1 protein-coding gene is annotated in these 1,046 nt (G+C 68.5%); it reads right to left on the bottom strand.

The genetic code is table 11. The annotated features are described in order from the left end of the window. Positions 1-74 precede the first annotated feature (74 nt). On the bottom strand, positions 75-1,046 hold a 972-nt coding region (locus tag ACF08D_RS31290), incomplete at its 5' end, for a calcium/sodium antiporter (RefSeq protein WP_392227584.1).

Genomic DNA, 1,046 nt, shown 5'->3' with positions numbered 1-1,046 from the left:
GGATGAAGGCCGGCCGGGCGATGGCGCGGGAGGTCTGATCGAGGCAGGCACCGCCGGCGCGGCGGTCGTCGCTGTCATGCGCGCGGCGGGGAGGCCCCTGAGCCGCCGGCCGCCGCGTCCTGAGCAGCACTGTCACCTGTGACCGGCCGCCCGCGGGTCTGCGCCCGCCCACGCAGCACACCGAGTTCGTAGGTGGCCAGCACTATCAACCACAGAGCGGTGATGGGGATGACAAACCACAGCATCGCGGCACTGAACGGCCCCAGCGCGTCGTGGTCGGCCGCCTGGAGCACGACGTAGGCGATGTACGCGGCGTAGAAACCGGTGAAGAGAACGCCCTCCCACCGTGCGATCGCCAGGCCGGTGAAGGCGATCGGGAGCAGTGCCAGGGACACCGCGAGCATGATCGGCAGGTCGAAGCGGATGGCCCCGGCCGCGATCTCGATCGGCGCGATGAGTGAGGTCATCCCCAGAACGGCACCTATGTTGAACATGTTGCTGCCCACGATGTTTCCGATCGCCAGGTCGCGCTCGCCTCGGATCGCCGCGACCATGCTCGTCGCGAGTTCGGGAAGGGATGTCCCGACGGCCACCACCGTGAGGCCGATGACCAGGTCACTCATTCCCCATGCCGCCGCGAGGTCGCTCGCCGCGGTGACGAGTAGCCGTGCCCCGATCACGAGCAGCGCCACCCCGGCGATCACGAGAGCGCTGTTGAGGAGGACCGGGTGCGAGGTGTCGCCGCCGGTAGGCGTCGTCTCGCCCGCGCTGTCACCGGCCGGGGCGTCCAATGCCTCGGTGGCGCGGTCTCCGTCCTGTTTGCGCGCGATGACGATCGTCGCGGTCGTATAGGTCACGAGGCCGGCGAACAGCAGCAGACCGTCGAGGAAGCTGATCGTGCCGTCGAGGGCCACCAGAAGCACGACCAGAGAGAACAGCACCATGATGGGGATGTCGACTCGCACGATCCGGGACGTCGCCACCAGAGGGGCGACGATCGCGGTCAGCCCCAGGATGAGCAGGATGTTCGCGATGTTGCTGCCCAC

This window comes from Streptomyces sp. NPDC015131, assembly GCF_043079975.1.
In the GTDB taxonomy this organism is placed as follows: Bacteria; Actinomycetota; Actinomycetes; order Streptomycetales; family Streptomycetaceae; genus Streptomyces.
This window is presented reverse-complemented; position numbering and strand designations above follow the sequence as displayed.